This is a genomic window from Paenirhodobacter huangdaonensis, from assembly GCF_004022465.1.
GTDB classification, from domain to species: domain Bacteria; phylum Pseudomonadota; class Alphaproteobacteria; order Rhodobacterales; family Rhodobacteraceae; genus Rhodobacter; species Rhodobacter huangdaonensis.
The window spans coordinates 330,668-355,626 of the sequence record NZ_SAVA01000002.1 but is presented as its reverse complement, the minus strand read 5'-3'; the positions used below and the strand labels follow the sequence as shown (position 1 = coordinate 355,626).

General features: G+C 69.1%; 28 protein-coding genes. 17 read left to right on the top strand and 11 right to left on the bottom strand.

The features are described 5' to 3' along the window. The first annotated feature begins 7 nt into the window (after nt 1-7). Nucleotides 8-979, top strand: coding sequence for a phosphoadenosine phosphosulfate reductase (locus EOW66_RS04805; protein ID WP_128155250.1), 972 nt, complete (start codon nt 8-10; stop codon nt 977-979). Between the two features lie 33 nt (nt 980-1,012). Here EOW66_RS04805 and EOW66_RS04800 read toward each other — a convergent pair whose 3' ends face one another. The 3 genes from EOW66_RS04800 to EOW66_RS04790 all read right to left on the bottom strand — a co-directional run bounded on the left by EOW66_RS04800 (nt 1,013) and on the right by EOW66_RS04790 (nt 2,141). Then, nucleotides 1,013-1,357, bottom strand: a complete 345-nt coding sequence (locus tag EOW66_RS04800) for an urease accessory protein UreE C-terminal domain-containing protein (RefSeq protein ID WP_128155248.1) — start codon at nt 1,355-1,357, stop codon at nt 1,013-1,015. A gap of 140 nt (nt 1,358-1,497) precedes the next feature. Next, nucleotides 1,498-1,719, bottom strand: a complete 222-nt coding sequence (locus tag EOW66_RS04795; protein ID WP_128155247.1) for a hypothetical protein — start codon at nt 1,717-1,719, stop codon at nt 1,498-1,500. 116 nt (nt 1,720-1,835) lie between these two features. After that, nucleotides 1,836-2,141 carry a hypothetical protein gene (locus tag EOW66_RS04790; protein ID WP_128155245.1) on the bottom strand — a complete coding sequence of 102 codons (306 nt, stop codon included), beginning with the start codon at nt 2,139-2,141 and terminating at the stop codon, nt 1,836-1,838. A gap of 144 nt (nt 2,142-2,285) precedes the next feature. On the opposite strand from EOW66_RS04790, the gene pyrC reads away from it, so the two are divergent. The 3 genes from pyrC (at nt 2,286) to EOW66_RS04775 (ending at nt 5,810) form a co-directional block, all read left to right on the top strand. Further along, on the top strand, nt 2,286-3,326 hold the full coding sequence (gene pyrC / locus EOW66_RS04785) for a dihydroorotase (RefSeq protein ID WP_128155243.1): 1,041 nt from the start codon (nt 2,286-2,288) through the stop codon (nt 3,324-3,326). Nucleotides 3,327-3,411: 85 nt separating this feature from the next. Continuing rightward, nucleotides 3,412-4,092 carry an orotate phosphoribosyltransferase gene (locus EOW66_RS04780; protein WP_128155242.1) on the top strand — a complete coding sequence of 227 codons (681 nt, stop codon included), beginning with the start codon at nt 3,412-3,414 and terminating at the stop codon, nt 4,090-4,092. 221 nt (nt 4,093-4,313) lie between these two features. Next, nucleotides 4,314-5,810 carry a replicative DNA helicase gene (locus tag EOW66_RS04775; protein ID WP_128155240.1) on the top strand — a complete coding sequence of 499 codons (1,497 nt, stop codon included), beginning with the start codon at nt 4,314-4,316 and terminating at the stop codon, nt 5,808-5,810. A 234-nt stretch (nt 5,811-6,044) separates the two neighbouring features. Here EOW66_RS04775 and EOW66_RS04770 read toward each other — a convergent pair whose 3' ends face one another. From EOW66_RS04770 to EOW66_RS04755, 4 genes are read right to left on the bottom strand one after another with little or no spacing between them, the layout of a single operon-like run. Beyond that, nucleotides 6,045-6,452: a rhodanese-like domain-containing protein gene (locus EOW66_RS04770; protein WP_128155239.1), complete on the bottom strand. Its 408-nt coding sequence runs from the start codon at nt 6,450-6,452 to the stop codon at nt 6,045-6,047. 10 nt (nt 6,453-6,462) lie between these two features. Then, nucleotides 6,463-6,693, bottom strand: a complete 231-nt coding sequence (locus EOW66_RS04765; RefSeq protein ID WP_128155238.1) for a thioredoxin family protein — start codon at nt 6,691-6,693, stop codon at nt 6,463-6,465. A gap of 13 nt (nt 6,694-6,706) precedes the next feature. Beyond that, nucleotides 6,707-7,765 carry a permease gene (locus EOW66_RS04760; RefSeq protein ID WP_128155236.1) on the bottom strand — a complete coding sequence of 353 codons (1,059 nt, stop codon included), beginning with the start codon at nt 7,763-7,765 and terminating at the stop codon, nt 6,707-6,709. Continuing rightward, nucleotides 7,762-8,049 carry an ArsR/SmtB family transcription factor gene (locus EOW66_RS04755; protein WP_128155235.1) on the bottom strand — a complete coding sequence of 96 codons (288 nt, stop codon included), beginning with the start codon at nt 8,047-8,049 and terminating at the stop codon, nt 7,762-7,764. Before EOW66_RS04755 ends, EOW66_RS04760 begins: the two co-directional genes overlap by 4 nt. A gap of 161 nt (nt 8,050-8,210) precedes the next feature. On the opposite strand from EOW66_RS04755, the gene EOW66_RS04750 reads away from it, so the two are divergent. From EOW66_RS04750 to purF, 10 genes are all read left to right on the top strand, one after another. Then, nucleotides 8,211-9,041 (top strand): metalloregulator ArsR/SmtB family transcription factor, encoded by an 831-nt coding sequence (locus EOW66_RS04750; RefSeq protein WP_128155234.1) that lies wholly within the window; start codon nt 8,211-8,213, stop codon nt 9,039-9,041. A gap of 12 nt (nt 9,042-9,053) precedes the next feature. Continuing rightward, nucleotides 9,054-10,076, top strand: a complete 1,023-nt coding sequence (locus EOW66_RS04745; protein ID WP_128155233.1) for an ArsJ-associated glyceraldehyde-3-phosphate dehydrogenase — start codon at nt 9,054-9,056, stop codon at nt 10,074-10,076. Continuing rightward, nucleotides 10,076-11,314, top strand: a complete 1,239-nt coding sequence (gene arsJ, locus EOW66_RS04740; RefSeq protein ID WP_128155231.1) for an organoarsenical effux MFS transporter ArsJ — start codon at nt 10,076-10,078, stop codon at nt 11,312-11,314. Before EOW66_RS04745 ends, arsJ begins: the two co-directional genes overlap by 1 nt. Before the next feature lie 90 nt (nt 11,315-11,404). Continuing rightward, the gene (gene alr, locus EOW66_RS04735) at nt 11,405-12,454 is read left to right on the top strand and encodes an alanine racemase (RefSeq protein WP_128155229.1); all 1,050 of its coding nucleotides are present in this window, start codon (nt 11,405-11,407) and stop codon (nt 12,452-12,454) included. Further along, nucleotides 12,451-13,230, top strand: coding sequence for an MlaE family ABC transporter permease (locus EOW66_RS04730; RefSeq protein ID WP_128155227.1), 780 nt, complete (start codon nt 12,451-12,453; stop codon nt 13,228-13,230). Before alr ends, EOW66_RS04730 begins: the two co-directional genes overlap by 4 nt. Continuing rightward, on the top strand, nt 13,227-13,973 hold the full coding sequence (locus EOW66_RS04725; RefSeq protein ID WP_128155226.1) for an ABC transporter ATP-binding protein: 747 nt from the start codon (nt 13,227-13,229) through the stop codon (nt 13,971-13,973). The genes EOW66_RS04730 and EOW66_RS04725 overlap by 4 nt, the downstream gene beginning before the upstream one ends. Before the next feature lie 11 nt (nt 13,974-13,984). After that, nucleotides 13,985-14,431 (top strand): paraquat-inducible protein A, encoded by a 447-nt coding sequence (locus EOW66_RS04720; protein WP_128155454.1) that lies wholly within the window; start codon nt 13,985-13,987, stop codon nt 14,429-14,431. Nucleotides 14,432-14,616: 185 nt separating this feature from the next. Then, nucleotides 14,617-15,984: a DNA repair protein RadA gene (gene radA, locus EOW66_RS04715; RefSeq protein ID WP_128155224.1), complete on the top strand. Its 1,368-nt coding sequence runs from the start codon at nt 14,617-14,619 to the stop codon at nt 15,982-15,984. 25 nt (nt 15,985-16,009) lie between these two features. After that, nucleotides 16,010-16,615 (top strand): CvpA family protein, encoded by a 606-nt coding sequence (locus EOW66_RS04710; protein ID WP_128155222.1) that lies wholly within the window; start codon nt 16,010-16,012, stop codon nt 16,613-16,615. A 121-nt stretch (nt 16,616-16,736) separates the two neighbouring features. Then, nucleotides 16,737-18,218 carry an amidophosphoribosyltransferase gene (gene purF, locus EOW66_RS04705; RefSeq protein ID WP_128155220.1) on the top strand — a complete coding sequence of 494 codons (1,482 nt, stop codon included), beginning with the start codon at nt 16,737-16,739 and terminating at the stop codon, nt 18,216-18,218. A gap of 121 nt (nt 18,219-18,339) precedes the next feature. On the opposite strand, the gene EOW66_RS04700 is transcribed toward purF, so the two are convergent. From EOW66_RS04700 to EOW66_RS04690, 3 genes are read right to left on the bottom strand one after another with little or no spacing between them, the layout of a single operon-like run. Next, nucleotides 18,340-18,678: an MliC family protein gene (locus EOW66_RS04700; RefSeq protein WP_128155218.1), complete on the bottom strand. Its 339-nt coding sequence runs from the start codon at nt 18,676-18,678 to the stop codon at nt 18,340-18,342. Beyond that, nucleotides 18,678-19,076 (bottom strand): cell division protein ZapA, encoded by a 399-nt coding sequence (locus EOW66_RS04695; protein ID WP_113899388.1) that lies wholly within the window; start codon nt 19,074-19,076, stop codon nt 18,678-18,680. Before EOW66_RS04695 ends, EOW66_RS04700 begins: the two co-directional genes overlap by 1 nt. Beyond that, nucleotides 19,069-19,698, bottom strand: coding sequence for a hypothetical protein (locus tag EOW66_RS04690; RefSeq protein ID WP_128155216.1), 630 nt, complete (start codon nt 19,696-19,698; stop codon nt 19,069-19,071). The genes EOW66_RS04695 and EOW66_RS04690 overlap by 8 nt, the downstream gene beginning before the upstream one ends. 203 nt (nt 19,699-19,901) lie before the next feature. On the opposite strand from EOW66_RS04690, the gene tkt reads away from it, so the two are divergent. The 3 genes from tkt (at nt 19,902) to EOW66_RS04675 (ending at nt 23,746) form a co-directional block, all read left to right on the top strand. After that, a complete protein-coding gene (gene tkt / locus EOW66_RS04685) occupies nt 19,902-21,920 on the top strand; it encodes a transketolase (protein ID WP_128155214.1) in 2,019 nt (672 codons plus the stop codon). Nucleotides 21,921-22,018: 98 nt separating this feature from the next. Beyond that, the gene (locus EOW66_RS04680; RefSeq protein WP_239017495.1) at nt 22,019-22,849 is read left to right on the top strand and encodes a DMT family transporter; all 831 of its coding nucleotides are present in this window, start codon (nt 22,019-22,021) and stop codon (nt 22,847-22,849) included. 3 nt (nt 22,850-22,852) lie between these two features. Continuing rightward, on the top strand, nt 22,853-23,746 hold the full coding sequence (locus EOW66_RS04675) for a lysophospholipid acyltransferase family protein (RefSeq protein WP_128155211.1): 894 nt from the start codon (nt 22,853-22,855) through the stop codon (nt 23,744-23,746). A 48-nt stretch (nt 23,747-23,794) separates the two neighbouring features. On the opposite strand, the gene EOW66_RS04670 is transcribed toward EOW66_RS04675, so the two are convergent. Beyond that, the gene (locus tag EOW66_RS04670; RefSeq protein ID WP_239017494.1) at nt 23,795-24,799 is read right to left on the bottom strand and encodes a DUF1223 domain-containing protein; all 1,005 of its coding nucleotides are present in this window, start codon (nt 24,797-24,799) and stop codon (nt 23,795-23,797) included. Nucleotides 24,800-24,959 lie beyond the last annotated feature (160 nt).

Sequence of the window (24,959 nt, the reverse complement as noted above, 5' to 3'; positions counted from 1 at the left end):
GGAGGTCATGGACAGCATTCTGGAACCCGGAAAACCGATGCGGGAAATGAGCGACAGCGACTGGAAGCGGCAGATCGCGGAACTGGGCGAGGAAGAGGGCTATTACGAGCCGCTCGGCCCGGCCCATGCCGCGCTTTTCGCCGATCGCGGGCCGGTGCTGCTGGTCAGTTTCGAGAGCCGCGGCGCGATCCGCAGCCGCGGCGAGGGGCAGCTGCCGCTCGGCTATGCCGTAGCCGAGACCGCCGATCATTCGAGCCTCACGCTGATCTCGGACCGCGACACCTGGTTTCGCGACCCGGCGGTCTATGCCTTCTTCGACCGGCTGGTCGATGACGGTTTCTTCGAGGATTTTGACCGCGTCGTCTTCTACGGTGCCGGGCCCTGCGGCTATGCCGCCGCGGCCTTCTCGGTGGTCGCCCCCGGTGCCACGGTGATCGCGATCCAGCCGCAGGCCACGCTCGAGCCGCGGCTGACCGGCTGGGACGACCGGTTCACCGAGATGCGGCGGCTGTGCTTCACCGACCGTTACGGCTTTGCCCCCGACATGCTCGAGGGCGTGGGCCGGGCCTATGTGCTGTTCGATCCGGCGGTGACGCTCGACGCGATGCATGCGGCGCTGATGGCGCGGCCCTGGGTCGAGCTGCTCGCCTGCTTCGGCGCCGGTTCGACGGTCGAGCGCATGCTGACCGATCTCGACGTGCTGGAAACGATGCTGACCCAGGCCTGTGCCGGCAGCTTCGACGCGATGTCGTTCTGGCGGCTCTACCGCACGCGGCGCATCTCGGGGCGCTACCTGCGCCACCGGCTTGCCCATCTCGAGGGCGCCGGGCGGACCTATCTGGCGGCGATGCTGTGCCGCAACGTGGTGCGGCGAATGAACGCGCCGCGATTCCGCGCGCGTCTCGACCCGCTCGAGGAGGCGCTTGCCGCAAAGGGCACGCCCCTGCCCGAACCGCTGCCCCTGCCCGGCGAGATCTGAGCCCGCGACGCGGGAGATCGGGCGGGCGTGGCCTCAGGCGTTCGAGCCGCGGCCCGTGGGCTCTTCGGGGGCGTCGGCGTCGTGGTCGTGCGACCCGTGCACATGCACCGCGGCGCGCCGCGCCGCGCTGCCATGCGCGACCTGGCCGAGGATCGTCTGTTCGGGCGCGAAAAGCGGCGCGGGGGTGAACGGCTCGGTGGTCACCCGCAATTCGAGGCCAAGCGCGTGCAGCGCCTGCCCCAGTGCCTCGTCCGCCTGCACCAGCAGCCGGTCGCTGTCGATCTGGCACGGCGCACGGAACTGGCCCACGCAGAGCGCGGCAAGCACCAGGTCGCCCCGCACCTCGGTCAGCGTCTGCATCGTCGATGTCTCAGGCATCCGGTCCCCTCCTGCGTCGCCCGGCGCTTCCGGCCGGCACCGGCGACTATCCGCCGCGCGGCGCCGATGCGCAAGGGGGCCCGGGGAGAACGACCGAAGCTGCGGCAAGATGCGCGCCCCGGCCAGGCGCCCGCCCGAGGTCAGTAGCAGAACCGGTCGCTCAGCACATGCGAGGCCAGCCCCGACCGGGTCAGCCCCCGGCGCCGAAGCTCGTCATCGCCCAGTGCGGCAAGCGCGTCGATCTCGGCCAGACGCGCCTGTCGTTCGGTGTGGCAGGCAAGCGCCGCCGCAAGCGACGCCAGCAGGGGGTGGGCCTTGGACGCGCGGACGGCGCGCGGACTTGCCGTGAAGACGTATGCCATTGGAAACCTCCTGATCTCGGGTCAGTCTGTTTCCTCCCATGACACTCAGGATACGTCAGAATCGCTGCCATAACTATTGCGCATGGCGCATGCCGGACCCCCAAGCCATGCGTCGGTCAGCAGGAAAATGCCCGCGCGCTGATCAGATAGACCGCCGCGCCGGGCTCGACCCGGTCGAAGACGACGGTGTTCGCGCCGCTTTCGCGGGCGCTGTCGAGCACCTTGTTGCGGGCGTATTTGATCCCCTGATCGCCGAGCACCGGGCCATAGACCCCGGGCTCCATGGTGATCGTCGAAACGAACCGGCAGCTTCCCACCTCGCTCGCCTCGGCGGTGCGCACGCCGGTCACGCCGCGAAAGCCGGGATCGTTGCAGGCGGCCAGCACCAGCAGGGCACCGGCCAGGGCGGAAAGGGTCTTCATTGCTGCGCTCCTCGTTGGCCTGAAGGCGGCGCCATGCTGCACCGGCGCGCGCGCCGCGGCAATCCCCCTCCCGGCCCCCGCCGCGTCACATCGGCGCGAAGCTGCCACTGGATTCGGACCGGCACCCGGTGTAGTCGGAAAGCCATGACCCAGATCACGCTCCCCCGCCCCGATGACTGGCACCTGCACCTGCGCGACGGCGCGATGCTGGCGGCCGTGCTGCCCGAGAGCGCGCGCCATTTCGCCCGCGCGATCATCATGCCGAACCTGGTGCCGCCGGTGGTGACCGGCGCGCAGGCCGCGGCCTATCGCGACCGGATCCTGGCCGCGCTGCCCGCCGACATGCGCTTCACCCCGCTGATGACGCTCTACCTGACCGAGGAGACCGACCCGGCCGATGTCGCCGCCGCCGCGGCCGCGGGCATCGTCACCGCGGTCAAGCTTTATCCGGCCGGGGCGACCACCAATTCCGCCTCGGGCGTGCGCGACTTCGACAAGGTGCGCGGCGTGCTCGAGGCGATGGCCGAGATCGGCCTGCCGCTGTGCGTGCATGGCGAGGTCACCGACCCGGCCGTCGACATCTTCGACCGCGAGGCGGTGTTCATCGAGCGCGTGCTCGACCCGGTGCGCCGCGCCACCCCGGGGCTGCGGGTGGTGATGGAGCACATCACCACGAAGGATGGTGTGGACTATGTGCGCAGCCAGGGCGAAGACCTCGGCGCGACGATCACCACGCATCACCTGATCATCAACCGCAACCACATCCTGGTGGGCGGGATCAAGCCGCATTACTATTGCCTGCCGGTCGCCAAGCGCGAGAGCCATCGCCTTGCCCTGGTCGAGGCCGCGACCTCGGGCGAGGCGCGCTTCTTCCTCGGCACCGATTCCGCGCCCCATGCCGACCCGGCCAAGGAAAGCGCCTGCGGCTGCGCCGGCTGCTTCACCGCGACGAACACGATGCCGCTGCTCGCGCATGTCTTCGAGGCCGAGGGCCGGCTTGCCAACCTCGAAGCCTTCGCCGCGCGCAACGGCCCGGCCTTCTACCGGCTGCCGGTGAACGACGAGATGCTGACGCTGGAAAAGACCGACACCGCGGCGCACTGGCCCGCGAAGATCTTCGGCGGCGCCGGCCCCGTCACCGTCTTCGACCCGGGTTTCCCGGTCTACTGGCATGTGAAACCCTGACCTTTCCCTGGAACCGTCCCCCAAGGAGCGCCGGCGGCGCCCGACGGGGGGCAGCCCCGGACGCCCCTTCAGAAGGATTAGCGACATGATCCCCTCCTCCTACCCGACCCAGGACGAAATCGCCCGTCTCACCGCGCGGATGCTGCTCGAGATCAAGGCCGTGCATTTCAACGCCGAAGAGCCCTTCACCCTCGCCTCCGGCCTGCCCAGCCCGACCTACATCGACTGCCGCAAGCTGATCTCCTTCCCGCGCATCCGCTCGACGCTGATGGATTTCCTGTCGGTCACCGTGCTGCGCAATGCGGGCTTCGAGGCCTTCGACAACATCGCCGGCGGCGAGACCGCGGGCATCCCCTTCGCCGCGATGGTGGCCGAGCGGCTCGCGCTGCCGATGACCTATGTGCGCAAGAAGCCGAAGGGCTATGGCCGCAACGCCCGCATCGAAGGTGCGATGAGCGAAGGCCAGCGCGTGCTGCTGGTCGAGGACCTGACCACCGACGGCGGCTCGAAGCTGAGCTTCGTCGATGCGATCCGCGACACCGGTGCGAGCTGCGCGCATACCGCGGTGATCTTCTACTACGGCATCTTCCCCGAGACCGTGGGCAAGCTTGCCGAGCACGGCGTGGCGCTGCACTACCTGTGCACCTGGTGGGACGTGCTGGCCGAGGCCCGCGCCCAGGGCGCCTTCGATGCGAAGACCCTCGACGAGGTCGAAGCCTTCCTGAAGGCCCCGCGCGCCTGGCAGGAGGCCCGGCAGAAGGGCTGAGGCGAAAAACCTGTGGACAGTTTTGGGGGCAGGCTGTGGACAGTCTGCCCCCGACTCGCTGCCCCCTCGCATGCGCCCACCATCCGTGGTAGGCTGAACCTCACCACCCACAACCAACGCCGCAAGCGGCCGCTCCGGCGGCCGGTTATCCACAGAGATTTCCAGATGGCGCGGCCCGCCCCCGATCGGCTATGCGACGGGTTCCGGGCCATGAGGCAAAGATGAACGAGACCACCGCGATCCGCAACGACACCGCCGCCCCCGCCGAGGTGCCGGAAGAGGCGCTGCCGCACAACATCGAGGCCGAGCAGCAGCTGCTCGGCGCGATCCTGACCAACAACGACATCTTCGACCGCATCGCCTCGGTGGTGAAGCCCGAGCATTTCTTCGAGCCGGTGCACCGCACCATCTACGAGACCGCGATCGCGCGGATCCAGAAGAACGCGCTGGCCTCGCCGGTGACGATCAAGGCCTATCTCGAGGATGACCAGGGGCTGCAGGCGCTTGGCGGTGCGACCTATCTCGCGCGGCTCGCGGGCGCGGCGATCTCCTCCTATGCCGCGCGCGACTACGCGCAGATGATCCATGACCTCGCGCTGCGGCGCGAGCTGATCCGGCTCGGCAAGGATCTCAGCGCCTCGGCGTCGAAGGTGGATGTCGGCATCGAACCCGACGAGCTGATCGTGAAGACCGAAGGCGCGCTTTACAAGCTCGCCGAGACCGGCACCGCCGAGAAGGGCTTCGTCAGCTTCCTCAAGGCGGTGACCGAGGCGGTGCAATCGGCGAACGCCGCCTATCAGCGCGAGGGCGGGCTTGCCGGCGTGTCGACGGGGCTGAGCGACCTGAACAAGAAGCTCGGCGGGCTGCACCCCTCCGACCTGCTGATCCTGGCCGGCCGGCCGTCGATGGGGAAGACCTCGCTTGCCACCAACATCGCCTTCAACATCGCCAAGGCCTACAAGCGCGGCCAGCGCCACGACGGCACCGAAGGCGCGATCGAAGGCGGTGTGGTCGGCTTCTTCTCGCTCGAAATGTCGGCCGAACAGCTGGCTGCGCGCGTGCTCTCGGAGGCCTCGCGCGTGCCGTCGGAGCAGATCCGCCGCGGCGACATGACCGAGGGCGAGTTCCGCCGCTTCGTCGAGGCGGCGAAGGCGCTCGAGACCTGCCCGCTCTACATCGACGACACCCCCGCCCTGCCGATCAGCCAGGTCGCCGCACGCTGCCGGCGGCTGAAGCGCACGCACGGGCTCGACGTGGTCTTCGTCGACTACCTGCAACTGCTGCGCGGCACCGGCCGCACCGACAACCGCGTGCAGGAAATCGGCGAGATCTCGATGGGGCTGAAGGCGATCGCGAAGGAGCTGAACATCCCGGTGGTCGCCCTCTCGCAGCTCAGCCGAACCGTCGAAAGCCGCGAGGACAAGCGGCCGCAGCTGAGCGACCTGCGCGAATCGGGCTCGATCGAGCAGGACGCCGATGTGGTGATGTTCGTCTATCGCGACGAATACTACCACGAGCGCATGAAGCCGCCGGAAGACGACCCGAAATTCGCCGAATGGCTGCAGAAGGCCGAACGCGTGCATGGCAAGGCCGAGATCATCCTCGGCAAGCAGCGCCACGGGCCGATCGGCACCGTCGAGGTCGCCTTCGAAAGCCAGTTCACCCGGTTCTCGGATCTGGCGCGGCAATGGCAGGGCGACGGCGGCGAGAGCTACTGAGCCCGGCCCGCCGAAAAAATTCGACGCGATCTCAGGGCCTTGAGCGCAAAAGGGGGGCTGTCTGCCCCCCTCTTGCCCGTGCCGGGCAATTCACCCCCCGAGGATATTTTTAGCAATTGGAAGATGGAGGAGAGCCACGCGGCGCCGCGTCTCCCGCCCGTCCCGCTTCCAATTGCCCCAAATATCCCGGGGGTGAGGCCCGAAGGGCCGAGGGGGCAGCGCCCCCTTCCGCGCTCAGCCGCAGCAGCTCCCCGCGCCCGAACAGCACGCCGCGCTCGCCTCGGCCAGCGCCGCCGGATCGCCGGTCACCGGGAAGCCGCGCGCGATCCAGCGCTCGAGCCCCGGCTCCATCACCGCGACATCCGCAAAACCCTGATACATCAGGAAATATGCCGCCTTGCGCGCCTGCGTGCCACTGTCGCCCACGAGGATCAGTGCCCGCTCGCGCGGGATCTCGGTCCAGCGATCCTCGAACTCGGCAAAGGGGATGGCGCGCAGATCGCAGCCGCCAAAGCCCAGTTTCGCCACCGCCTCGGGCGGGCGCAGGTCAATCAGCAGTGCCCCTTCGGCCAGCATCCGCTGGCTCGTGCTCGGGCAGGCCAGGCGCACCTCAGGCAGATCCTTCACGCTCGTTTCGCTCATCGTTTCCTCCTCAGCCGAGCCAGCCCAGAACCTCGGCCGGCGCCGGCACCGAGCCCCTGTGGACCACCTTCTCGCCCACCACCACGGCGGGGGTGGACATCACCCCGTAGCCCGCGATCCGGCGCAGATCCTCGATCTTGACGACCGAGACCTCGCGCCCCGCCTCGCGCGCCACGCGCTCGATCAGCTCGACGGTCGCGCGGCATTTCGCGCAGCCGCTGCCAAGAACCTTGATCTCCATCGAAATCCCCTTTTCAGAACAGAAGGTTGAACAGGAACCCCACAGCCAGGATGCCGCTGCCGACGGTGCCGATGAAGACGGCGATCAGCCGCAGTGTCAGCACCTGACGCAGGATGATCATCTCGGGCAGGCTCAGCGCGATCACGCTCATCATGAAGGCGAGCACCGTGCCCAGCGCCGCGCCCTTGCCCAGAAGCGCCTCGACGATCGGGATCACGCCGGCCGCATTGGTGTACATCGGGATGCCCAGCGCCACCGCGGCCGGCACGCTCCACCAGGCATCGGCGCCCATGATCCGCACCATCAGCTCCTCGGGCACATAGCCGTGGATCAGCGCCCCCATCGCGATGCCGAGCAGGATCCAGAGCCAGACCCGGCCGATGATCTCGCGCAGGGCCTCAAGGCCGAGACGATAGCGCGCCACCATGCTCAGCGGCGCGCCGCCCGCCTCCTCGGGGGCAGAGGCGCCGGTCGCGATGTCGCGCACCCAGTCCTGCAGCCAGCCCTCGAGATGCAGCCGCCCGATCACCCAGCCGGCAAGGATCGCGACGGCGAGGCCGAAGCTGAAATAGGTCAGCGCAACGCCCGGCCCGACCAGACCGAACAGCATCACCAGCGCCACCTCGTTCACCATCGGCGCGGCGATCAGGAAGGAGAAGGTCACGCCAAGCGGCACCCCGGCCGAGACGAGCCCGATGAAGAGCGGCACCGCCGAGCAGGAGCAGAACGGCGTCACCACGCCGAGAAGCGCCGCCAGCACATTGCCGACCCCCTCGCGTCGTCCGGCCAGCAGCGCGCGGGTGCGCTCGGGGCTGAAGAAGCTGCGCACCACCCCCATCGCGAAGACGATGAGCGCGAGCAGCATCAGCACCTTCGGCACATCATAGAAGAAGAAGGCGAGCGCCTCGCCGGTGTGGCTGTGCCGCTCGACCGGGATCAGCGCGGTCAGCGCCTCGGAAATCGCTGGCAACCGGCCGTAAAGCCAGAACCAGGCGGCCACCGCCGCGAGCACCGCCAGATGCGGCCAAGGCGCGGGAGGCGACGGGCGGGGGGCTTCGATGTCGGCGCTCATGCGGCGCTCCTTTCTGCGGCCTCGGCCGCCAGAACCGCGTCAAGGAGGACGCGGATCTCGGCCGGCATCTCCGGGTTCAGCCGGTAGCGCACCCATTGCGCATCGCGCCGGTCGGTGACGAGGCCTGCCTGTTTCAGGGTCTGCATGTGCCGTGACATCCGGCTTTGCGTGGCATCGAGCCGCGCCATCAACTCGCACACGCAATGCTCGCCGCCGTCCGCCAGCAGCCGGATCGCGGCCAGGCGGGTGGGTTCGGCAAGGGCGGTGAGAATGGTCAGGGTCATTTCCGGACTCGCGCATATGCGTTCTGGCGCATGTTGCGCCTGCCGCCCAGGCCGTGCAAGCGCGCCAGCGGGGGTGCGACGGAATGCAGCAGCGCGGCTGTCGCCTGTCCGTCATCGAAACGTCACTTGGCACGCGTTATTAATTCCATTATTCAGGAACAATGGAACAGATTGACGCCCCCCTCGCCTTCACCGCCCTCGGCCACCCCGGCCGGCTTGCCGTTTTCCGGCTGCTGATGCGCCGCGTGCCCCAGGCAACGCGGCCCGGAGAGATCGCCCGCCTCACCGGGGTCAAGCCCAACACCCTCTCGCATCACCTCGCCGATCTCGAGGCGGCGGGGCTGATCCGCTCGGAGCGGCAGGGCCGCGCGATCCTCTATTCGGTCGCGCTCGAGAACCTGACCGCGCTCGTCGGCTATCTCGTCGCCGATTGCGGCCGCGGCCGGCCCGAGCTGTCGGCGGCGCTGATCGCGCAAGGCGCAAGCCCCGTGCCGCGCGACCGGCCGCTGAACGTGCTCTTCATCTGCTCGGGCAACTCGGCGCGCTCGATCTTTGCCGAGGCGATCCTGCGCGAGCTTGGCGGCACGCGGTTCCGCGCCTTCTCGGCCGGCACCCGGCCCGGATCGGCGCTGAACCCGATCGCGGTCGATCTGCTGCGCCGCAACGGGCTGCCCATCGAGGGGCTGCGCGCCAAGCATATCGCCGAGTTCGAGCTGCCCGGCGCGCCGCGGATGGATTTCGTCTTCACCGTCTGCGACGCCGCGGCGTCGGAGGAATGCGCGCCCTGGCCCGGCGCACCGCTCACCGCGCATTGGGGCGTTGCCGATCCGGTGCAGGCCGAGGGCACCGAGGCCGAGCGCGGCCTTGCCTTCGCCCGCGCCTTCAGCGAGCTGCACCGCCGCATCGCCGCCTTCGCCGCCCTGCCCTTCGACACGCTCGACCGCCTCGCGCTGCAACAGCAGCTCGACCGGATCGGCCTTGATCACCTCTGACGGAGCCTTCCCATGACCCGCACGCCCCCGCGCATCGCGCTGAACGGCCTTGGCCGCATCGGCAAGCTTGTCCTGCGCCGCCTGATCGACACCGGCGCGGCCGAGGGCCTCGTCCTGGTGAACGAGCCCGCGGGCCGCGCCGAGCAGCACGCGCTGTTGCTGGAATTCGACAGCGTGCACGGCCGCTGGCCGGCGCAGATCGGCCATGGCGCCGACAGCCTGACGGTGAACGGCCAGCACCTGCGCCTGACCGCGGCGCGCCGGTTTCAGGACCTGCCGCTCACCGAGATGGGCATCGACATCGTGCTCGACTGTTCGGGCGCCTTCCGCAAGGCCGCCGATTTCGCGCCCTGCTGGGATGCCGGCGTGCGCAAGGTCGTGGTCTCGGCCCCGGTGAAGGACGGCGACGCGCTGAACCTTGTCTATGGCGTGAACCACGCGGCCTATGAGCCCGCGCGCCACCGCATCGTCACCGCGGCAAGCTGCACCACCAATTGCCTTGCCCCGGTGGTGAAGGTGATCCACGCGGGGATCGGCATCCGCCACGGCGCGATCACCACGCTGCATGACGTGACCAACACCCAGACCATCGTCGACCGCCCGGCGAAGGACATGCGCCGCGCCCGCTCGGCACTGACCAACCTGATCCCGACGACCACCGGCTCGGCGAGCGCCATCGGCCTGATCTTCCCGGACCTTGCCGGCCGGCTCGACGGCCATGCGGTGCGGGTGCCGCTGCTCAATGCCTCGCTCACCGATTGCGTCTTCGAGGTCATGCGCCCGACCACCGTGGCCGAGGTGAACGCGCTTCTCGCCGCCGCGGCCGCGGGGCCGCTCTCCGGCATCCTCGGCTTCGAGACCCGGCCGCTCGTATCCTCGGATTACGTGAACGACCCGCGCTCGTCGATCGTCGATGCCGGGGCGACGATGGTCACCGGCGGCACGCAGGTGAAGATCTTCGCCTGGTATGACAACGAATGGGGCTATGCCTGCCGGCTGGCCGATGTGCTGGGCCTTGTCGCGGGGGCGCTGTGATGGACCGGCCCCTGCGCGCCTATGCGGCCGTCACCGCGGCCTATTGGGCCTTCATGCTGTCGGACGGCGCGCTGCGGATGCTGGTGCTGCTGCATTTCAACGCGCTCGGCTTCTCGCCGGTGGCTCTGGCGTGGCTGTTCCTGCTCTACGAGATCGCGGGAATCGTCACCAACCTTGCCGCGGGCTGGATCGCGGCGCGTTTCGGGCTGGCCTCCACCCTTTACGGCGGCCTCGCGCTGCAGATCGCAGCGCTGGTCGCGCTCGCCAATCTCGATCCGGGCTGGAGCCTCAGCGCCTCGGTTGTCTTCGTGATGGCGGTGCAGGGCGTGAGCGGCGTCGCCAAGGATCTGGCGAAGATGTCGGCGAAATCGGCGGTAAAGCTGCTCGCCCCCGCAGGCGATGGCGCGCTCTTTCGCTGGGTCGCGGCCCTCACCGGCTCGAAGAACGCGGTGAAGGGCGTGGGCTTCTTCCTCGGCGCGGCGCTGCTGGCGGTTGCGGGCTTCGGCGCCGCGGTCTGGGGCATGGCCGCGGTGCTGGCGCTGATCCTGATCGCCGTCACGGCCTTCCTGCCGCCCGGTCTGCCGGCGGGCAAGAAGGGCACGAAATTCGCCGCCGTCTGGTCGCGCGATCCGCGGGTGAACCGGCTTTCGCTCGCCCGCATGTTCCTGTTCGGTGCGCGCGATGTCTGGTTCGTGGTCGGCATCCCGGTCTATTTCGGCACGGTGCTGTCCGATGGCACGCCCGCCGGCAACCGCGCCGCCTTCTTCCTGATCGGCGGTTTCATGGCGGCCTGGATCATCGGCTATGGCCTGGTGCAGGCGCTGGCGCCGAAGATCCTGCACGGCGCCGCGGCGAACGGCGCGCGCGCCGCCGCCCGCTGGGCCGGTGCGCTGGTGCCGATCCCATTTGCGCTGGCCGCGGCCGCGCTTGCCGCGGGCGGCCCCGCCCCCTGGCTCACCGCGGTGCTGGTCGCCGGGCTGCTTCTCTTCGGCGTGGTCTTCGCGCTCAACTCCTCGCTCCATTCCTGGCTGATCCTCGCCTTCGCGGGCACGGGCCGGGTGACGATGGACGTGGGCTTTTACTACAGCGCGAATGCGGCCGGCCGGCTTCTCGGCACGCTGCTCTCGGGGCTCAGCTATCAGGCGGGAGGGCTGCCGCTCTGCCTTGCCACCGCCGGGCTGATGGCCCTGGCGAGCGCCCTTGCAATGCGCCCGCTTGCGCGGATCGCCGCCGCCTGAGCGGCCCCGCCGGCCACAGTTCCGTCATCGCACGGGATGCAGGGTGCGATTGCCCTTGACCTTCGCGGCCCATGGTTCAAGAAAACCCCCATGGCTACCGCATCCCTTCGCATCGACCTCGATGCCATCCTTTCGAACTGGCGCGCGATGGACGCGCTCACGGGCACGACGACCGAGACGGGCGCCGTGGTCAAGGCAGACAGCTATGGCCTCGGCGCCGCGCGCATCGCGCGGATGCTGGCGCGGGCGGGATGCCGCAAGTTCTTCGTCGCCTGCACCGAGGAAGGCGCCGCGGTGCGCCAGGCTCTGGGCGAAGGCCCCGAGATCTTCATCTTCTCCGGCCACATGGCGGGCGACACCGAGATGATCGGCGACCTCGGCCTGACGCCGATGCTGAACTCGCTCGATCAGGTGACGCGGCATTTCGAGTCGCTGCCCGGCGCCCCCTTCGGCATCCAGCTCGACACCGGGATGAACCGGCTCGGCTTCGAGCCCGCCGAATGGCAGGCCGTCGCGCCGATCGTGCTCGGCTCGCATCCGAAGCTGATCATGAGCCACCTCGCCTGCTCGGACGAACCCGCGCACGAGATGAACCGCTATCAGCTCGACACCTTCCGCAAGATGACCGCAGGGATGAACGTGCCGCGTTCGCTCTCGGCCACCGGCGGCATCCTCCTTGGCCGCGACTACCATTTCGACGTCACCCGCCCGGGCATCGCGCTGTATGGCGGCATGCCCTTCGAGGCGGCGCGGCCGGTCGTCACCCTGTCACTGCCGGTGATTCAGGTGCGCGACGTGCAGGCGGGCGAGACCGTGGGCTATTCGAACACCTGGACTGCCGAGGAGGATGCGCGCATCGCCACCGTCTCGGGCGGTTATGCCGACGGGCTGATGCGCACGCTCAGCTCGAAGGCGACGCTGTGGCACGGCAATGTGCCCTGCCCGCTCGTCGGCCGGATCTCGATGGACCTGATCACCGTCGACATCACCCATCTGGGCGAAGTGCCGAAGGCGCTCGACATCCTCGGCCCGCACCAGGGCGTCGATGACCTCGCCGACGTCGCCGGCACCATCGGCTACGAGATCCTGACCTCGCTCGGCAACCGCTACACCCGCCACTACGTCGGGGGCTCGGTGTGATCGAGCGCGGGCTTGCCTCGCTTGGCCGTATCGTGCTCGACGGGCTTGCCGGCGCGGGCCGGGTGGCGCTTTACGCGCTGACCGTGGTCTCGCACCTGCTGCGTCCGCCGTTCTACGGCCGCGAGTTCCTGCATGCGCTGATGCAGATCGGCTGGCTCTCGCTGCCGGTCGTCGGCATGACCGCACTCTTCACCGGCGCGGCGCTGGCGCTGCAGATCTATGCCGGCGGCGCGCGCTTCTCGGCCGAATCCGTCGTGCCCTCGATCACCGCGATCGGCATGGTGCGCGAACTCGGCCCGGTGCTCGGCGGGCTGATGGTGGCGGCCCGCGTCGCCTCCTCGATCGCCGCCGAGATCGGCACGATGAAGGTGACCGAGCAGATCGACGCCCTCGTCACCCTCTCGACCGACCCGTTGAAATACCTCGCCGCACCGCGCGTGCTGGCCGCGACGCTGAGCGTGCCGCTGCTCGTCGGCGTGGGCGACGTGATCGGCATCATGGGCGGCTGGATGGTCGGCACCGGCCGGCTCGGCTTCAACTCCGCGACCTACATCAAGAACACCTGGGAATACCTCGAGTTCTGGGACGTCGGCTCGGGCCTTGTGAAGGGCGCGGCCTTCGGCTTCATCGTGGCGCTGATGGGCTGCTTTTACGGCATGAACTCGGGCCGCGGCGCGCAGGGCGTGGGCGCCGCCACGAAATCCGCCGTGGTCGCCGCCTCGATCCTGATCCTTGCCGCGAACTACACGCTGACGGAGGTTTTCTTCTCCGCATGATCGAGATCGAAGGCCTGAAAAAATCCTTTGGCAGCAAGCAGGTGCTGCGTGATGTGAACCTGACCGTGAAGCGCGGCGAAAGCCTTGTGGTGATCGGCGGCTCGGGCACCGGCAAGTCGGTGCTGCTGAAATGCATCCTCGGCCTGGTGCCGCCCGATGCCGGCGTGATCCGGCTCGAGGGCCGGCCGGTGACCGAGGCGACGCGCGAGGATTTCCTCGCCCGCTTCGGCATGCTGTTCCAGGGCGGGGCGCTGTTCGACAGCTTCTCGGTCTGGCAAAACGTCGCCTTCCGGCTGCTGCGCGGCGCCACGAAGCGACCGCAGGACGAGGCCCGGGCGATCGCGCTCGACAAGCTCAAGCGCGTCGGCCTCGGCCCGGAAGTGGCCGACCTCTACCCGGCCGAGCTTTCGGGCGGCATGCAAAAGCGCGTGGGCCTTGCCCGCGCCATTGCCGCCGACCCGCAGGTGATCTTCTTCGACGAACCGACGACCGGGCTCGACCCGATCATGGCGGGGGTGATCAACGACCTGATCCGCTCGATCGTCAGCGAGATGGGCGCCACCGCGATCACCATCACCCATGACATGTCCTCGGTCCGCGCCATCGCCGACAGTGTCGCGATGCTGCACGAAGGGGTCCTGCGCTGGCAGGGCAGCGTCCAGGAAATGGACGACACACCAGACCCTTACGTCCAGCAGTTCATCCACGGCCGGGCCAAGGGCCCGATCACCGCGCTGCGCTGATGCGGCGCGGCATGCGCGCCCCCGCCCGGCTTGCCCGGCTCGCGAACCTGTCGCTGCTGATCCTCTTTCCCGTCGCCTGGAGCGCGCCGCTTCTACGCGCCGGGCTGCTGCCCGTCTTCGGTCTTGACGAGATTTCGGTCGTCTCGGGGCTTGCCACGCTTGTCAGGACCGATCCGCTGCTGGCGGCACTCGTTGCCGTCTTTGCCATTGTCGCGCCGCTCGCCAAGGTCGCGGGCCGCGCCGCCGTCGATGCCGGCCTTGCGCCGCAGCGCTGGCTCGGGCCGCTGCACGCGCTCGGCCGGCTGGCGATGGCCGACATCTTCCTGGTCGCGCTCTATATCGTGGTGGCGAAGGGGGTGGGCGTCGGCCGGATCGAGACCGGCTGGGGGCTTTACCTGCTCACCGGCTGCGTCCTCGCCTCGCTCGCACTCTCGCATGTTCCGCCGCCGCGCGGCTGAGCGGGCGGAGGGGGCGCTGCCCCCTCGGGCTTCGCCCTCACCCCCGGGATATTTGCAGCAATTGGAAGCCTGTCCCCTGCTTTCTCCTTGCCCGAAAGACCTCGGGGGTGAGCGGCCCTGGCCGCGAGGGGGCGGCGCCCCCTTCCCCGCCTTGCCGCCGGCGCGCCCCTCTGGCACAAGGGGGCATGGCCAAGGCATCCCCCCAGTTCACCTGCACCGCCTGCGGCGCCGTCCACAAGAAATGGGCCGGCCGCTGCGAGGCCTGCGGCGCGTGGAACACCATCGCCGAGGAGGCGCCGCTGTCCGCGGGCCCCGCTTCGCGCACGCTTGGCGGCACGAAGGGGCGGCGCATCGCGCTGAGCACGCTCGCGACCGAAGAGGCGCCGCCGCCGCGCACGCTGAGCGGCATGGCCGAGTTCGACCGGGTGCTCGGCGGCGGGCTCGTGCCCGCCTCGGCGATCCTCGTGGGCGGCGATCCGGGCATCGGGAAATCGACGCTGCTGTTGCAGGCGGTCGCGGCATTCGCCCGCAAGGGGCTGAAATGCCTTTACATCTCTGGCGAAGAAGCGGCGGCGCAGGTGCGGATGCGGGCGCAGCGGCTGGGTCTTGCGGAGGCCCCGGTCGATCTGGGCGCCGAGACCAACCTGCGCGACATCCTGACCACGCTCGAGGCCGAGCGGCCCGACCTCGTGATCATCGATTCGATCCAGACGATGTGGGCCGACACGGTCGAGGCGGCGCCCGGCTCGGTCAGCCAGGTGCGTTCGGCCGCGCATGAGCTGGTCACCTTCGCCAAGACCCGCGGCGTCTCGGTGATCCTCGTCGGCCATGTCACCAAGGAGGGCCAGATCGCCGGCCCCCGCGTGGTCGAGCACATGGTCGACACGGTCCTTTATTTCGAGGGCGAGCGCGGCCATCAGTTCCGCATCCTGCGCGCGGTGAAGAACCGCTTCGGCCCGGCCTCGGAGATCGGCGTCTTCGAGATGACCGGCGGCGGGCTGGCCGAGGTCGCCAACCCCTCGGCGCTGTTTCTGTCCGAGCGCGGCCAGCCCGCGCCGGGCTCGGCGGTCTTTGCCGGCATCGAGGGCACGCGTCCGGTGCTGACCGAGATCCAGGCGCTCGTCGCCCCCTCCTCGCTCGCAAGCCCGCGGCGCACGGTGGTGGGGCTTGATTCGGGGCGCGTCTCGACCATCCTTGCGGTGCTCGAAAGCCGCTGCGGCATTCCCTTCACCGGGCTCGACGTGTTCCTGAACGTCGCGGGCGGGATGAAGGTGAGCGAGCCTGCCGCCGACCTTGCGCTGGCCGCGGCGCTGCTTTCCGCGCGCGAAGATGTGGCATTGCCGCCAGACCTGGTGATTTTCGGCGAAATCTCTCTTTCGGCGGCGCTGCGCCCGGTGGGTCAGGTGGAAAACAGGTTGAAAGAGGCGGAGAAACTTGGTTTCACACAGGCAATCCTGCCGCAGGGGACCAAGGTCGAGGGCGGCGCGGGGATGCGGTTGCGCAAGCTGCCCGACCTCGTGACATTCGTCGGGGACATGTTCGGCGCCGGCTGAGGCGCTGCAGGCAAATGTGGGGACCATGGAAGGTTTTACCATCGTTGACGCCATCGTGGCGGTCGTCATCATCCTGTCGGCGATCCTCGCCTACAGCCGGGGCTTCGTGCGCGAGGGGCTGGCGATCGTCGGCTGGATCGCCGCCGCGGTCGTGGCCTATATGTTCGCCGATGCGGCGCGGCCGCTGATCGCGCAGCTGCCGGTGATCAACAAGTTCCTCGGCGACAGCTGCGAACTTGCGACGATCGGCGGCTTTGCCGCGGTCTTCGCGCTCGCCCTCGTCGTGTTCTCGATCATCACCCCGCTCTTCGCCTCGGTGGTGCAGCGTTCGGCGATCGGCGGGCTCGACCAGGCGCTCGGCTTCCTCTTCGGCGTCCTGCGCGGCGTGGTGCTGGTGGCGGTGGCCTTCGTCGTCTACGACCGCGTCGTCGCCGAGGAGGCGATCCCGGTCGTCGACGCCTCGCGCTCGGCCAAGGTCTTTGCCCAGCTCAGCGGCAATCTCGACGAGACCATGCCCTCGGATGCGCCGGGCTGGATCGTGGCGCGCTATGAGCAGCTGGTGTCGAAATGCCCCGCGCCCGCGGCGGCGCCGAGCACCACCGAGACCGCTCCGGCGGCAACGGCGAACTGAAACGTCGCAAACGTGACGCGCTGATGACGGAATTCGCAGCGGGAGGGCTTAACACCCCTCCCGTTTCGCATTACATGTCGCCGCGCAAGCCCCCATCGCAAGCCGGAGTCGGAGACCCCCCATGACCCAACCGGAACCGCATTTCCTGTCGCATCCGTTCGACGACGACAAGCTGAAGGAGGAATGCGGCGTCTTCGGCGTGATCGGTGTGACCGATGCGGCGAATTTCGTCGCCCTTGGCCTGCACGCGCTGCAGCACCGCGGCCAGGAGGCGGGCGGCATCGTCGCCCATGATCCCGAGAAGGGCTTCAACTCGGCGCACCGCTTCGGCTATGTGCGCGACAACTTCACCAAGGCCTCGCTGATGGAGACCCTGCCCGGTCCCCTCGCCATCGGCCATGTGCGCTATTCGACCGCCGGCAAGAAGGCCGCGGTGATCCGCGACATCCAGCCCTTCTTCGGCGAGTTTTCGATGGGCGGCGCGGCAATCGCGCACAACGGCAACCTGACCAATGCCGAGGCGCTGCGCCGCGAGCTGATCGAGCATGGCGCGATCTTCCAGTCGGGCTCGGACAGCGAATGCATCATCCATCTGATGGCGCGCTCGTTCCAGAAGACCCATGCCGACCGCATCGCCGACGCGCTGCGCCGCTGCGAGGGCGCCTTCTCGGTCGTCGCGATGACCCGCACCAAGCTCATTGGCGTGCGCGACCCGCTCGGCGTGCGGCCGCTGGTGCTCGGCCGGATCGGTGACAACGGCTATGTGCTGTCGTCCGAAACCTGCGGCCTCGACATCATCGGCGCGCATTTCGTGCGCGAGATCGAGCCGGGCGAGATGGTGGTGATCCAGGACGGCAAGATCGAGAGCGCACGCCCGTTCCATCAGGCGTCGCCGCGGTTCTGCATCTTCGAACATGTCTATTTCTCGCGCCCCGACAGCATCATCGGCGGCCGCTCGGTCTATGAGACGCGGCGCCAGATCGGGGTGGAGCTGGCCCGCGAGGCCCCGGTCGAGGCCGATCTCGTCTGCCCGGTGCCGGATTCGGGCACGCCCGCGGCGATCGGCTTCAGCCAGGAATCGGGCATCCCCTTCGCCCTTGGCATCACCCGCAACCAGTACATGGGCCGCACCTTCATCGAGCCGACCGAGCAGATCCGCAACATGGGCGTGCGGCTGAAGCTGAACGTGAACAAGTCGCTGGTGAAGGGCAAGCGGGTGATCCTCGTCGACGACTCGGTCGTGCGCGGCACCACCTCGCGCAAGATCAAGGAGATGATCCTCGACGCGGGCGCGGCCGAGGTGCATTTCCGCATCGCCTCGCCGCCGACCGCCTGGCCGTGCTTCTATGGCGTCGACACGCCGGACCGCAACAAGCTGCTCGCCGCGAAGATGACCGAGGACGAGATGCGCGACTGGATCGGCGTCGACAGCCTGAAGTTCATCTCGCTCGACGGGCTTTACCGCGCCGCCGGCGAGGCCAATGGCCGCAACAACGCCTGCCCGCAATATTGCGACGCCTGCTTCTCGGGTGAATATCCGGTGGTGCCCTCGGACCAGATCGAGAAGGGTTTCGAGATGAAGACGCAGGAGGCGGCCGAGTAAGGCCGCTTCAGTTCCGCGGTCGCGAGGGGGCGCTGCCCCCTCCTGGCCTCCGGCCAGTTCACCCCCGGGATATTTGAGGCAATTGGAAGACCGGGGATCGCCCCGTCTTCAATCGCGGCGCTCAGTCCTTCGCCAGTGCCGTGCAGCCGTCGAGCAGATCGGTTTCCGCCCCGTCGGCCGCGCGCCAGCTCAGCGTGGCCTCCTCGCCCTTCGTGCGCCAGAAATAGCCCGCCCGGCCCTCCGGCGCCTCGGCATAGAAGGCCCCCGAGCCCGAGGGCACGTTGGAGAGCACGACCATCCGCCCCTCGAGCGTCAGGATCGCAAGCGCCGGCATGCCGCCGTTCACATAGACCGCCTCGATCCGCGCGCCGCGGTCGCAGCCATAGTGCATCGGCAGGGTCTCCAGGTCCTGCGCGGCCGCCGGGGCGGCGAGCAGGAGAGCGGCTGCAACAAGGCGCATCAGGCGTTCTCCTCGATCGCGTCGGCCATCGCCTCGGCCCGTGCCGCAATCTCGGCGAGGGTGTCGAAGACCTCGTGCGGGACCACCGGCACCTCGACCTCGACCGGATGCGCCCGGGCCTCGGCGAGCGCCGCCTCGAGGGCGGCGATCTGGCCCTGTGCGGCCTCGAGCTCGGCCTGCAGCCGGCGCAGCCGGTCGCCGGTGCCGGCGGCCTTGTCTGCCACCATCAGCCCCGCCATCAGCAGCATCCGCGTCTCGGGCATCCGCCCGATCTGGCCGAGCAGCACCGCCGCCTCGGCATCGAGAAGCGCCGACGCGGCCTGCAGGAAATGTTCCTCGCCCTGGGCGCAGGCGACGGCGAAGTCGCGCTCGCCAATGGTGATCTTCAGCTCAGGCATCTTCGCCCTCCCCCGGTTGCGCCTCTTCGGCCGATGTCGCGAAGAGCGGTGCGAGCGTGCCGAGGATCTCGGCCAGTTCCGCCGCCTCCCCGGCCCGTGCGGCGCGCAGCGCCTCGAGCTCGGCCTGCATCGCGCGGTTGATCAGATGCGGTGCCGGGTCGTTGCCGGCCTCGATCAGCGCCTGGTTCGCCTCGGCCAGATCGAGGTTCGCGCGCTTGAGCCGGTTCACCTCGGACTGTGCGGTCTCGAGCGCCTTCGTCGCCGTGGCGAGGCGTTTCTCCATCGCCGAGAGCGTGGTTTCCTGCTTTTCACGGATCGCGCGCACGCGCTCGGAGAGCTGGGCATTCGCCTCCCGCTCGCTGTCGAGCGCCTCGTGCAGGCGGGCAAGCTCGGCCGGATCGGCGCCGGCGGGCACCGCGGCCGCCGGGGCTTCCGCGACGGGCTCGGCAACCGGCAGCGCAGCGGCCGCCTCGGTCCCGACATCGGACTCGGGTTCGGGTTCGGGTTCGGGTTCGGGCGCCGGCGGCTCTGCCACCGGCCGCGCCAGCAGGGCCTCGACCCCGCGCCCGATCCGGTCGAGCGCGAAGGAGATCCGGCGTTCGTATTCGGCGATCTCGGTCATCTGTTCCCCTGGGCAGCAACTGGGCGGCAACGACGCGGCACGGCGAATCGCCGCCTGCGCCGCCGCGCGGCCCAGTCTATCCTCTGGACCGGGGCCAGCCCACCCTTTTGCATCAAGCACTTGGGGCTTGCGCTTGAACTTGCCCCGATCCCTGCTATCAGGGGCGCAAGTTAACGCCAACATCGCATCGAAAGGAGAGGCTCTTGGACATCGCCACGCTCCGTGCCACTCACCCCGACCACTGGAAACTTGCGACCGCGATCCGCGCTCTCGCCATGGATGCGGTGCAGGCCGCGAATTCGGGACACCCCGGCGCGCCGATGGGCCTCGCCGATGTCGCGACGGTGCTCTACCGCAACCACCTGAAGTTCGACGCGAAGGCGCCGGGCTGGGCGGACCGCGACCGCTTCGTGCTGTCGGCCGGCCATGCCTCGATGCTGCTTTATGCGCTGCTGTACCTCACCGGCTATGAGCAGGCGACGCTCGAGCAGGTGAAGTCGTTCCGGCAATGGGGCTCGCGCATGGCGGGGCACCCGGAATACGGCCATCTCGAGGGCGTCGAGACCACCACCGGCCCGCTCGGCCAGGGGATCTCGACCGCGGTCGGCATGGCGATTGCCGAGAAGTCGATGGCGGCGCGCTTCGGGCGCAAGGTCGTCGATCACAAGATCTGGGTGATCGTCGGGGACGGCTGCCTGATGGAGGGCATCAGCCAGGAGGCGATCGGCCTTGCCGGCAAGCAGGAGCTCGACAACCTGATCGTCCTTTGGGACAACAACAACATCACCATCGACGGCCGCGTGACGGTGTCGGACATCACCGACCAGCACAAGCGCTTCGAGGCCTCGGGCTGGCAGGTGCTTGCCTGCGACGGCCATGACCCGGCCGACATCGACCGCGCGCTGACCGAGGCGAAGAAGGCCAGGCGCCCGGTGCTCGTCGACTGCAAGACGATCATCGGCTTCGGCGCGCCGACCAAGTCGGACAGCTATTCGGTGCACGGCTCGCCGCTCGGCGACAAGGAACTGGCCGCGACCAAGGAGATCTACGGCTGGCCCTATGGCCCGTTCGAGATCCCGGCCGAGATCAAGGCCGAATGGGAAGCGATCGGGTCGAAGGGCGCCACCGCCCGCGCCGAGTGGGAAGAGCGTCTGAATGCGCTCTCGCCGGCGAAGAAGGCCGAGTTCGAACGGCAGATGAGCCGCGGCGTGTCGAAGAAGCTGGCCTCGGCGATCCGCGCCTTCAAGAAGGCGCAGTCGGAAGCCGCGCCCAAGGTCGCGACCCGCAAGGCCTCGGAAATGGTGCTGGCCGCGGTGAACCCGGTGATCCCGGAAACCATCGGCGGTTCGGCCGACCTCACCGGCTCGAACCTGACGCTGACCCCCGGCCTGGGCGATTTCATGCCCGACAACCGCAAGGGCCGCTACATCCGCTACGGCATCCGCGAACATGGCATGGCGGCGGCGATGAACGGGCTCTACCTGCACGGTGGCGTGCGCCCCTATGGCGGCACCTTCTTCTGCTTCACCGACTACGCCCGCGGCGCGATGCGCCTGTCGGCGCTGATGGGGGTGCCCGCGGTCTATGTGATGACGCATGACAGCATCGGGCTTGGCGAAGATGGCCCGACGCACCAGCCGGTCGAGCATCTGGCGATCTGCCGTGCCACGCCGAACACCTGGACCTTCCGCCCCGCCGACGTGATCGAGACGGCCGAGGCCTGGGAACTGGCGCTGAGCTCGGAGAAGACCCCCTCGGTGCTGGCGCTGAGCCGGCAGAACCTGCCCACCCTGCGCACCAAGCATTCGGGCGCCAACCTGACCGCGAAGGGCGCCTATGTGCTCGAGGAAGCGGCGGGCAAGCGGCAGGCGATCCTGATGGCGACCGGCTCGGAAGTCGAGATCGCGCTGAAGGCGCGCGAGATCCTGCAGGCGCAGGCGATCGGCACCCGTGTCGTGTCGATGCCCTGCATGGAGCTGTTCGCGGCGCAGGACGAGGCCTACCGGCGCAAGATCCTGCCGCCGGGCGCGGTGCGCGTCGCCGTCGAGGCGGCGGTGCGTCAGCCCTGGGACCGCTGGCTGATGGGCGAGCGCGGCGCCGAGAAGAAGGCGGGCTTCGTCGGCATGACCGGCTTTGGCGCCTCGGCCCCGGCCGACCGGCTTTATCAGGAATTCGGCATCACCGCCGAAGCGGTGGCCGAAAAAGTGAAAAGCCTGCTTTGAGCCCGACCCAGATCCAGAATGAACCGGGGGGGCCGCAAGCGGCCCCCTCTGCCGTTGACCCCACGGCAGCAGCCCGGCGGCGTGCCGCGGGGCTCGGCGTGCTGTTCCTGCTCGGCTCGCTCGCGACCTTCACGCTGATGGACGCGGTGGCGAAGTATCTCGTCACCCGCTACCACCCGGCGCAGCTGATCTGGGCGCGCTTCGCGATCAACCTCGCGCTGGTGGCGCTGGTCTATCGCGGCTCGTTCCTGCCGCGCCTGCGCACCCGCCAGCCGCTGGCGCAGGCGGCCCGCGGGGTGATGCAGGTCATCACCATCGTGCTCTTCTTCGTCGCCATCCGCCACATCGGTCTGGCCGAGGCCGACGCGCTCTTCGACATCAACCCGATCCTGATCACGCTCGGCGCGGCGCTGTTTCTGGGCGAGCGGATCGGGCCGCGCCGGATTGCCGGCATCGTCATCGCCTTCCTCGGCGCGCTGGTGATCCTGCGCCCGGGCGTCGGCGCCTTCGAGCCCGCCGCCGCCCTCGCCTTCGCCTCGGCCTTCAGCTATGCCGCGGGCAACCTGCTCACCCGCGTCGTGCGCACCGACCCGCTCGCCACCTCGCTGATCTGGTCGGCGCTGGTCGGCACCGTGCTCAGCTCGATCGCCCTGCCCTTCGTCTGGAAGGAAGTGGCGATCGCCGATTTCCCGATCTTCCTGGCGCTTGGCGTGCTCGGCAGTGCCGGTCAGGCGCTTGTCGTGCGCGCCTTCAGCCTGAGCGAGGCCTCGACCCTCGCGCCCTTCGGCTATTTCAGCCTGATCTTCGCCAGCCTGTGGGGCTTTCTCTTCTTCGGCCAGCTGCCCGACGTCTGGACGGTGGCCGGTGCGCTTGTGATCGTCGGGGCGGGTCTCTATGTCTGGTATCGCGAACGCAAGTCCGCAGAGTGACCGATGACCGAAGACCCGCACCCCAGCCTGACCGACCGCCTCTCTGACACGGTGTTCCGTGGCCTGATGGCGCTTGCGCGCAGCCTGCCCTACGAACGGCGGGTGCCGATGATGGGCTGGGCGGTGGCGCATCTGGTGGCGCCGGTCGCGGGCTGGCGCCGACGGATCCGCGCGAACCTTGCCCTGACCTGCCCCGAGCTGCCGAAGGCCGAGGTCGAGCGGCTGGTGCGCGCGGTGCCCGACAATGTCGGCCGCTCGCTCGCCGAGATCTATTCCGGCGAGGAATTCCTTGCCCGGGTGCGCAACCTGCCGCTTGAAGGCCCGGGCGCCGCGGCGCTGCAGGCCGCCCATGACGAAGGCCGGCCGGTGATCGTCGCGGCCGGGCATTTCGGCAATTACGACGCCTGGCGCGGCGCGCTGGCCGGGCGCGGCTATCGCATCGGCGCGATCTACCGGCCGATGGGCAATGCGCTGTTCAACCGCCATTACCTGCGCGCGATCTCGGCCATCGCGACGCCGCTTTTCGCCCGCGACCACGATCTGAAGGCGATGCTGCGCTTCCTGCGCTCGGGCGGCATGGTGGCCTTCGGCTTCGACCAGTTCTTTCGCCAGGGCGCACATCTGACCTTCTTCGGACGTCCGGCGCAGACCCCCACCTCGGCGGCCGAACTGGCGCTGAAGCTGAAGGCCGACCTGATCCCGATCTACGCGATCCGCCAGCCCGACGGGCTGAGCTTCCGCATTCTGGTCGAGGCGCCGGTGCCGCACAGCGATGCCGAGACGATGACGCAGGCGCTGAACGACGCGCTCGAACGGCAGATCCGGGCCCATATGGAGCAATGGCTCTGGGTGCACCGGCGCTGGAAGGACCGCAGGCCGAAAACGCCGCAGGCCTGAGCAGACGACCTGACCGGGCGCGTCCCGAGACCGGCCTGAGATGCGGGATCAGTTCAGCCGGGCAGCAGCGAGGATCGGCCCCGGCAGCGGCGCCGACTTGCCGGGCGTCGCGCTTTGCACGATCACCACCGCCGGCTCGTCGCCGTCGATCTTCGCGGTGAGCCGGGTCGGCGTGCGCCCGTCCCAGTCGGCCACGGCATGCCAGGCGGTGACGACATTGGCGTAATCGAGCACCATCCCCGCATTCTCGCCGCGCAGGATCTCGACCCGCGCCTGCGGCGCGAAGCGCACGATCTGCACCACCGCATTCTGGGTCAGCGGCGGATCGGCGCGCAGCTCGATCTGATAATTGCCCTTCGTGCCCGAGACACTGAGCGCCACCGCATCAGGGGCCTCGTGTTCGCGCGCGATCATCTGCTCGAGCTCGGCCTCGCTCGGCGCGACGAGCGACTGCTCGCCCTCGACGATCATCTGCGGGGTGAAGATGGTGCGGCTGCGTGCGGCGCGGGCATAGGCCTTTTGCCGGGCGGTGAAGGCGGGCTGGGCGAAGGGGTCCTCCCAGCCGAGGTAATCCCAGTAATCGACGTGCAGCGACAGCGCGATCACATCGGCACGATCGGCGATCTTCGCCAGAAGCTCGTCCGCCGGCGGGCAGGCCGAACAGCCCTGCGAGGTGAAGAGCTCGACCACCACCGGGCCGCGCGCGGGCTCCGGGCCGGCGGTGCGCGCCATCAGCGACATCGCGTCGGAGACCCCGGCCTTCCCGAGCGCATTCTCGAGCGCCTGATTCAGATTCTCGATCAGTGACGGGCCGGAAAGCGTGCCCGGAGCGGGTGCCGCGCCGCCAGCCCCGTTTCCGCCGCCGTTTCCGGCTGCCGTGCCGGCATCGGCAAGAACCATCGCGGCAGAACCGCCAAGCGGGCCGGCGCCCGGACCGGGACCATGCCCCAGATCCACGCCATCCGCGAAGGCCTGGGCGCCGCAGACCGCGGCGAAGGTCAGTGCCAGCCAGCCTCCGGCGGCGGTGCCGATGATCGCGCGTGCCAGTGCCATGGCGCCCCTTTCCCTTGCAGGTCTCTTCCTAAGCTGAGGGCATGGCCTTTGCCAATCAAGGTTTTGCGATTTCCCCGGCGTCAGCCGGCCAGTTGCCACTGATAGCGCGAACGCCCGCGGCCGCTGTCGGCACTCTTCCGCGAGCGGGGCGAAAATCAGT

Bases quoted from the DNA above. Each gene is read 5' to 3' on its own strand.
- EOW66_RS04805 (WP_128155250.1), top strand. From the start codon at position 8: ATGGACAGCATTCTGGAACCCGGAAAACCGATGCGGGAAATGAGCGAC.
- EOW66_RS04800 (WP_128155248.1), bottom strand. From the start codon at position 1,357: ATGCCTGAGACATCGACGATGCAGACGCTGACCGAGGTGCGGGGCGAC.
- EOW66_RS04795 (WP_128155247.1), bottom strand. From the start codon at position 1,719: ATGGCATACGTCTTCACGGCAAGTCCGCGCGCCGTCCGCGCGTCCAAG.
- EOW66_RS04790 (WP_128155245.1), bottom strand. From the start codon at position 2,141: ATGAAGACCCTTTCCGCCCTGGCCGGTGCCCTGCTGGTGCTGGCCGCC.
- pyrC (WP_128155243.1), top strand. From the start codon at position 2,286: ATGACCCAGATCACGCTCCCCCGCCCCGATGACTGGCACCTGCACCTG.
- EOW66_RS04780 (WP_128155242.1), top strand. From the start codon at position 3,412: ATGATCCCCTCCTCCTACCCGACCCAGGACGAAATCGCCCGTCTCACC.
- EOW66_RS04775 (WP_128155240.1), top strand. From the start codon at position 4,314: ATGAACGAGACCACCGCGATCCGCAACGACACCGCCGCCCCCGCCGAG.
- EOW66_RS04770 (WP_128155239.1), bottom strand. From the start codon at position 6,452: ATGAGCGAAACGAGCGTGAAGGATCTGCCTGAGGTGCGCCTGGCCTGC.
- EOW66_RS04765 (WP_128155238.1), bottom strand. From the start codon at position 6,693: ATGGAGATCAAGGTTCTTGGCAGCGGCTGCGCGAAATGCCGCGCGACC.
- EOW66_RS04760 (WP_128155236.1), bottom strand. From the start codon at position 7,765: ATGAGCGCCGACATCGAAGCCCCCCGCCCGTCGCCTCCCGCGCCTTGG.
- EOW66_RS04755 (WP_128155235.1), bottom strand. From the start codon at position 8,049: ATGACCCTGACCATTCTCACCGCCCTTGCCGAACCCACCCGCCTGGCC.
- EOW66_RS04750 (WP_128155234.1), top strand. From the start codon at position 8,211: ATGGAACAGATTGACGCCCCCCTCGCCTTCACCGCCCTCGGCCACCCC.
- EOW66_RS04745 (WP_128155233.1), top strand. From the start codon at position 9,054: ATGACCCGCACGCCCCCGCGCATCGCGCTGAACGGCCTTGGCCGCATC.
- arsJ (WP_128155231.1), top strand. From the start codon at position 10,076: ATGGACCGGCCCCTGCGCGCCTATGCGGCCGTCACCGCGGCCTATTGG.
- alr (WP_128155229.1), top strand. From the start codon at position 11,405: ATGGCTACCGCATCCCTTCGCATCGACCTCGATGCCATCCTTTCGAAC.
- EOW66_RS04725 (WP_128155226.1), top strand. From the start codon at position 13,227: ATGATCGAGATCGAAGGCCTGAAAAAATCCTTTGGCAGCAAGCAGGTG.
- EOW66_RS04720 (WP_128155454.1), top strand. From the start codon at position 13,985: ATGCGCGCCCCCGCCCGGCTTGCCCGGCTCGCGAACCTGTCGCTGCTG.
- radA (WP_128155224.1), top strand. From the start codon at position 14,617: ATGGCCAAGGCATCCCCCCAGTTCACCTGCACCGCCTGCGGCGCCGTC.
- EOW66_RS04710 (WP_128155222.1), top strand. From the start codon at position 16,010: ATGGAAGGTTTTACCATCGTTGACGCCATCGTGGCGGTCGTCATCATC.
- purF (WP_128155220.1), top strand. From the start codon at position 16,737: ATGACCCAACCGGAACCGCATTTCCTGTCGCATCCGTTCGACGACGAC.
- EOW66_RS04700 (WP_128155218.1), bottom strand. From the start codon at position 18,678: ATGCGCCTTGTTGCAGCCGCTCTCCTGCTCGCCGCCCCGGCGGCCGCG.
- EOW66_RS04695 (WP_113899388.1), bottom strand. From the start codon at position 19,076: ATGCCTGAGCTGAAGATCACCATTGGCGAGCGCGACTTCGCCGTCGCC.
- EOW66_RS04690 (WP_128155216.1), bottom strand. From the start codon at position 19,698: ATGACCGAGATCGCCGAATACGAACGCCGGATCTCCTTCGCGCTCGAC.
- EOW66_RS04675 (WP_128155211.1), top strand. From the start codon at position 22,853: ATGACCGAAGACCCGCACCCCAGCCTGACCGACCGCCTCTCTGACACG.
- EOW66_RS04670 (WP_239017494.1), bottom strand. From the start codon at position 24,799: ATGGCACTGGCACGCGCGATCATCGGCACCGCCGCCGGAGGCTGGCTG.